At 72.3% G+C, this 6102-nt stretch carries 5 protein-coding genes; all 5 read left to right on the plus strand.

The features are described 5' to 3' along the window. Nucleotides 1-218: 218 nt before the first annotated feature. Nucleotides 219-725 carry a hypothetical protein gene (locus tag ACIQOV_RS22995; protein WP_401051216.1) on the plus strand — a complete coding sequence of 169 codons (507 nt, stop codon included), beginning with the start codon at nucleotides 219-221 and terminating at the stop codon, nucleotides 723-725. A 44-nt stretch (nucleotides 726-769) separates the two neighbouring features. Further along, nucleotides 770-2386 (plus strand): trypsin-like serine protease, encoded by a 1617-nt coding sequence (locus ACIQOV_RS23000; protein ID WP_401051218.1) that lies wholly within the window; start codon nucleotides 770-772, stop codon nucleotides 2384-2386. Between the two features lie 94 nt (nucleotides 2387-2480). After that, on the plus strand, nucleotides 2481-3842 hold the full coding sequence (locus ACIQOV_RS23005) for a trypsin-like serine protease (RefSeq protein WP_401051220.1): 1362 nt from the start codon (nucleotides 2481-2483) through the stop codon (nucleotides 3840-3842). Nucleotides 3843-3849: 7 nt separating this feature from the next. Continuing rightward, entirely contained in the window at nucleotides 3850-4398 is a 549-nt protein-coding gene (locus tag ACIQOV_RS23010) for a hypothetical protein (RefSeq protein WP_401051223.1), read from the plus strand. A gap of 195 nt (nucleotides 4399-4593) precedes the next feature. Next, the gene (gene mqnC, locus ACIQOV_RS23015; protein ID WP_401051225.1) at nucleotides 4594-5814 is read left to right on the plus strand and encodes a cyclic dehypoxanthinyl futalosine synthase; all 1221 of its coding nucleotides are present in this window, start codon (nucleotides 4594-4596) and stop codon (nucleotides 5812-5814) included. Nucleotides 5815-6102 lie beyond the last annotated feature (288 nt).

The following is a 6102-nucleotide window of genomic DNA, read 5'->3' on the forward strand; positions in this document are numbered from 1 at the left end:
CTACTCGGTCAACGCCAAGCTCACCAGCGAGGGCGCCTCCCAGAGCATCGACATCGCCAAGGGCACCGCCGTCCCCGTCGGGATCGGCAGCGGCAGCGGCAGCGGCAAGCCCACCACCCTGCTCGAACTGCGCGTCACCGGCTGACCCGCGCCGCCCCGCTCCCCGGTACCTGCTCCCCGCCACCCGCTACCCGCTCACCTTCCCGATGGAGCCCCAGGTGACAAACAACCCGTCCCGCACGACCCGGAGGACCGCCCGCCGGTGGCTGGCCACCGCCGCGGTGACCGCCGCGGTCCTCGGCGCCGCCACCGCGATCGCCGCCGCCGACACCACCCCCGCGGACAACTCCGCCGCGCCGCCGGCCGTCGAGGACTTCTCCTACCCCGGCGCCGCCGCCATCACCAAGGTGAAGCTGCTGCGCGGCGACGGCCACATCCTGCTCGCCGACTGCGGCAAGCCCACCCAGATCCAGATCGGGACCCTGGCCCCGGGCAACCCGGACAACCAGATCTGCTTCACCGTCACCGGCACGACGGGAACCCTCTCCCTCCAGCTGCCCGACGTCTTCTTCGTCCAGACCAGCGGCGGCCGCGCGGTCCGCGCCGGCCTCACCGTCGGCACCACCACCCAGACCGTCGACGTCCCCACGAACGGCTTCCAGGGAGTCGGCGAAGGCACCGGCGGCAACCCGGCCGCCCTCGTCGAGCTGACCGTCACCGGCTGACCACCACCCCCCGCATCCGCCCTTCACGTTGGGAAGAACACCTCATGCTTCGCAACTCCTCGGCCCGCAAGCTGCGGGCGGGCGTGCTGGTCGCGGCCGCGGCCGCCGGCGCCCTGGCGACGTTCGCCACGCCCCCGGCCGTCGCCGTCCCCGGTGACACGGCCGCCGACGGTTCCTACGCCGCCACCGCCCGGATCGTCGTCGGTGACCACCTGCGCGGCTGCACCGGCACGCTGGTGGACCGCTACTGGGTGCTGACCGCCGCGTCGTGCTTCTCCGACGACCCGGCGCAGCCGCAGGCCCTGGCGGCGGGTGCGCCGAAGTGGACCACCACCGTGACGGTCGGCGCGAAGTCGGCCCAGGTGGCCGAGCTGGTGCCGCGTACGGACCGTGACCTGGTGATGGCGCGTCTGGCCACGGCGGTGGACGGTGTCGCGGTGCTGCCGCTGGCGACCACGGCTCCGACGGCCGGGCAGTCGCTGCGTGTTCCCGGTTTCGGCCGGACCAAGGACGAGTGGGTGCCGGGCAAGCTCCACTCCGGTGTCTTCAGCCTCGACTCCGTGGCTCCGACGGGCATCGGCACCACCGGTACCGGTGGCGCGGTGGTCTGCAAGGGCGACACCGGCGCCCCCGTGATCCGCGAGACGGGCGGCAAGGCCGAGCTGGTCGCCGTCGCCTCGCGCTCGTGGCAGGGCGGCTGCCTGGGCACTCCGGCCACCGAGACCCGCACCGGCGCGTACAGCTCCCGGGTCGACAACCTCGGCGACTGGGTGAACGACCTGCGCTACCGCACGGCGGAGGTCAAGGCCGGCCTGCACTTGCAGATCATCGACATCAACAGCAGGGTGTGGAACACCGTCGACGACTCCAAGGCCGGCGGCTGGATCGGCAGCTGGTCGACCGCCAGTAGCCCTTCGCCGACCGCCGTGGACAGCGTCGCCATCGGCGACACCGTGCACGTCTACGCCGTCGGTTCCGACGGCAAGGTCTACACCCACGACGGCAGGGTCGGTGACGCGTGGACCCCGTGGGTCGAGGTGCCCGGCGGCGCCGGCGGTGCCCAGGGCGTCACCGCCACGGTCCGCGGCAACACCGTCAGCCTCCAGATCATCGGCTCCGACGGCTCCCTCTACAGCACCCACGCCGACTACGCAGCCGGCAGCTGGCGCGGAAGCTGGGAGCAGGTCGGCGTCAACAAGCTGAAGTCCATCACCAGCGCCACCACCGCGGACGGCGTCGTCCACGTCTTCGCCGTCAACGAGGACCTTCGCGTCTACGGCCGTGACAACAGGCCCGACGGCAGTTGGACCCCGTGGGGCGAGATCCCCGGCGGCGCTGTCGGCGTCCAGGGCATCACCGCCGCCGCCCGCGGCAACACCGTCGACCTCCAGATCATCGGCGGCCTCGGCGACCTGTTCACCACCTACTGCCACTACGGCCTCGGCGGCTGGGACCCGGCCTGGACCAAGGTCAGCGACAACCGCCTGAAGGCCATCTCCAGCAGCGCCGAGGGCAACGTCGTCCACTTCGTCGCCGTCAACGAGGACACCAAGGTCTACACCCGTGACGCCGACTACAACGCCGGCAACTGGACGCCGTGGGTCGAGGTCCCCGGGGGCGCCTTCGGCGTGAAGGCGATCACCGCCGCCACCACCGGCTGACCCGGCCCGCACCACGTCCCGCCGGGCCGGCCGCCGCCCGGCCGCCGGTCCGGCGGGGCACCCACTTCTCGTACTCCTCAGGGGGGAATTCCCGATGTCCCGCAAGTCCCAGGTCCGTGCCCGTCGGGCGGGCGTGCTGGTCGCGGCCGCGGCCGCCGGCACGCTGAGCAGCTTCACTCCGGCCGGCGCCGTGGTCGGCGACCCGGCCGCCGACGGTTCCTACGCCTCCACCGCGCGGCTGGTGATCGGTGACCACCTGCGGGGCTGCACGGGTGCGCTGGTCGACCACTACTGGGTGGTCACGGCAGCGTCGTGCTTCTCCGACGACCCGGCGCAGCCGCAGGCCCTGGCGGCCGGTGCGCCGAAGTGGAAGACCACCGTGACGGTCGGCGCGAAGTCGGCCCAGGTGGCCGAGCTGGTGCCGCGTCAGGACCGTGACCTGGTGATGGCCCGTCTGGCCACGGCGGTGGACGGTGTCGCGGTGCTGCCGCTGGCGACCACGGCTCCGACGGCCGGGCAGTCGCTGCGCGTTCCCGGTTTCGGCCGGACCAAGGACGAGTGGGTGCCGGGCAAGCTCCACTCCGGTGTCTTCAGCCTCGACTCCGTGGCTCCGACGGGCATCGGTACCACCGGCACCGGTGGCGCGGCGGTCTGCAAGGGCGACACCGGCGCCCCGGCGGTCCGTGAGGTCAACGGAAAGGCCGAGCTGGTGGCCGTGGCCTCCCGCTCCTGGCAGGGCGGCTGCCTGGGCGTGCCCGCCACCGAGACCCGCACCGGCGCCTACAGCTCCCGGGTCGACGACCTCGGCGCCTGGGTCAAGCAGGTGAAGGCCTCCCGCCCGGCCAGCGAACTGTTCGCGCTCGGCGGGGACAGCAAGGTCTGGACCAACGAGGGCGCGTACACCACCAACGTGTGGGGCACCTTCGAGGCGGTGCCGGACAGCATCGGCACGCGTCAGGTCAGCGCGGTCACGATGGGCGACACGGTGCGCCTGTTCACGATCGGCAGCGACCAGCGGATCTGGACCGCCGCGAAGAACACCACCACCGGCACCTGGAGCCCGCTCCAGCCCGTGCCGAACAACAGCGGCATGCGGCAGGTGACCGCCGTCGCCATGGGCGACAAGGTCCGGCTGTACGCGATCGGCGGCGACCAGCGCATCTACACCGCGGCGGGCGACTACACCGCCGGCACCTGGACCCCCTTCGAGGTCCTGCCCAGCAGCGGCATCAAGCAGGTGACCGCCACCGTCGTCGGCAACACCGTGCGCCTGTTCGCGATCGGCGGCGAGGACCAGATCTGGACCACCACCGGCGACTACACCGCCGGGACGTGGACCACCTTCGCGTCCATCCAGAGCAGCGCCATCCAGCACATCACCGCCACCACGATCGGCAACACGGTGCGTCTGTTCGCCGTCGGCGGCGACCAGCAGATCTGGACCACCGACAGCTGAACCGGAGGTGTCGGGCCCCACGGCGGCGCCGCTGCCGGAGGCGTCCGCCGACCCGGGCCGGGCCGTCCCGCCGAGCGGCGCCGTCACCTCCGGGTCCACCTCGGCCTCCGGCGCTCCGGGAAGCGCGACGGCGTCCGCCCCGGGTGCGGTGCCGCCCGGGACGGGCGGGCCGAGCGTGGTGCCCGCCGCCTTCCTGGGCACCTGGAGCGGGGACATGGTCACCGACAAGGGGCTGCCCGGCGGGACCACCACGCTCACCGTCCGTCCGGCGGCGATCGGCCAGGAGAGCACCACCAGCCGCAACGCCGTCTCCGGGCTGCTCTCGATCAGCTGCGAGGGCGCCTGGACCCTCAAGTCGGCCTCCGCCACCAAGCTGGTGTTCCAGTCCCGACTGGTCCGTTCCTCGATCCCCGGCGCCTGCACCGGCGGCTCCAACGCGGAGACGCTCACCCTGCAGTCCGACGGGACGATCCGTTTCGCCTCCGCCGACCCGCCGGCCGGGAACCCGGCCGGCACGATGCGCAGGGCTGGCGGGGCTGGCGGGGCCGACGGCTGAGGGTTGCGGCGGGGACGGGCCGGGGCATGGTCCGGTCGCGGTCCGATCGTGTTCCGGTCGCGGTACAGGGGTGGCCCGGACGCGGCCCGGGGCGGCCCGTGCGCAGTTCAGCGGGCTGACGCGGGCGGCGGAATGTGCTGGCGTAGGCTGGTTCGGCCGTACCCGAGTAGCACTTGAGAGAGAGAAGGCCGCCAGGTGACCGAGCTCGCAGCGACCACCCTCGATGCGTCCAGCACCGACCTGAAGGCCGTGCTCGACCGCGCCACCGCCGGTGACCGGATCACCCCGGAGGAGGCGCTGGAGCTCTACCGCTCGGCGCCGCTGCACGCGCTCGGCTCCGCCGCCGACGCGGTGCGCCGCCGTCGCTACGCGGGTACCGAGCACATCGCGACGTACATCATCGAGCGCAACATCAACTACACCAACGTCTGCGTGACGGCGTGCAAGTTCTGCGCCTTCTACGTGCCGCCGAAGAGCGACAAGGGCTGGTCCCGCGAGCTCGACGAGATCCTGCGCCGCTGCGCCGAGACGGTCGAGCTCGGCGGCACCCAGATCATGTTCCAGGGCGGCCACCACCCGGACTACGGCGTGGAGTACTACGAGCGGGCGTTCTCGGCGATCAAGGCGGACTTCCCGGAGCTGGTGATCCACTCGCTGGGCGCCTCCGAGGTCGAGCACATGGCGCGGATCTCGGGCGTCTCCGTCGAGGAGGCCATCACCCGGATCCACAAGGCCGGCCTGGACTCCTTCGCCGGCGCCGGCGCCGAGCTGCTGCCGGAGCGGCCGCGCAAGGCGATCGCCCCGCTGAAGGAGTCCGGCGAGCGCTGGCTGGAGATCATGGAGATCGCCCACAGCCTCGGCGTGGAGTCCACCTCCACCATGCTGATGGGCACCGGCGAGACCAACGCCGAGCGGATCGAGCACCTGCGGATGATCCGCGACGTGCAGGACCGCACCGGCGGCTTCCGGGCCTTCATCCCGTACACCTACCAGCCGCAGAACAACCACCTGAAGGGCTCGACCCAGGCCACCGTCTTCGAGTACCTGCGGATGATCGCGATCGCCCGCCTGTTCCTCGACAACGTCGCCCACATCCAGGGCTCCTGGCTCACCACCGGCAAGGAGGCCGGCCAGCTGTCGCTGCACTACGGTGCGGACGACCTCGGGTCCGTCATGCTGGAGGAGAACGTCGTCTCGGCGGCGGGTGCCAAGCACCGCTCCAACCTCACCGAGCTGATCCACCTCATCCGGGCCGCCGACCGCGTCCCGGCGCAGCGCTCGACCACCTACGAGCACCTGCGGGTGCTGGACGACCCGGCCAATGACCCGGTCGACCCGCGCGTCGCCTCGCACATCGCCTCCACGGCGATCGAGGGCGGCACCGCGCACCCCGAGCTGAAGATCCTGGACAACTGAGTCCCCTTCTCCTCCTCTCCTCCTGGCCCTTCCCGTGCCGGTGTCGTTGATGCCGGTGTCCCTGTCCCTGTCCCTGTTGCCGTTGCCGTTTCCGCTGGCGTTGGCATTGCCGCCGGCATTGCTGTCGAAGTCGAAGGCGCTGTTGTGCTGACTCTGCACCGGGCGGCGTTCGTGCTGCCCGACCCGGCCGATCCCACCGCCCCGTCCATCGCCGACGGGGCGGTGGTGGTGCGTGGCGAGCTGGTGGAGGCGGTCGGGCTGTACGGGGAGCTGGCGGCAGCCCACCCG

Source organism: Kitasatospora sp. NPDC091257 (genome assembly GCF_044757675.1).
Classification (GTDB): Bacteria; Actinomycetota; Actinomycetes; order Streptomycetales; family Streptomycetaceae; genus Kitasatospora; species Kitasatospora lactacystinica.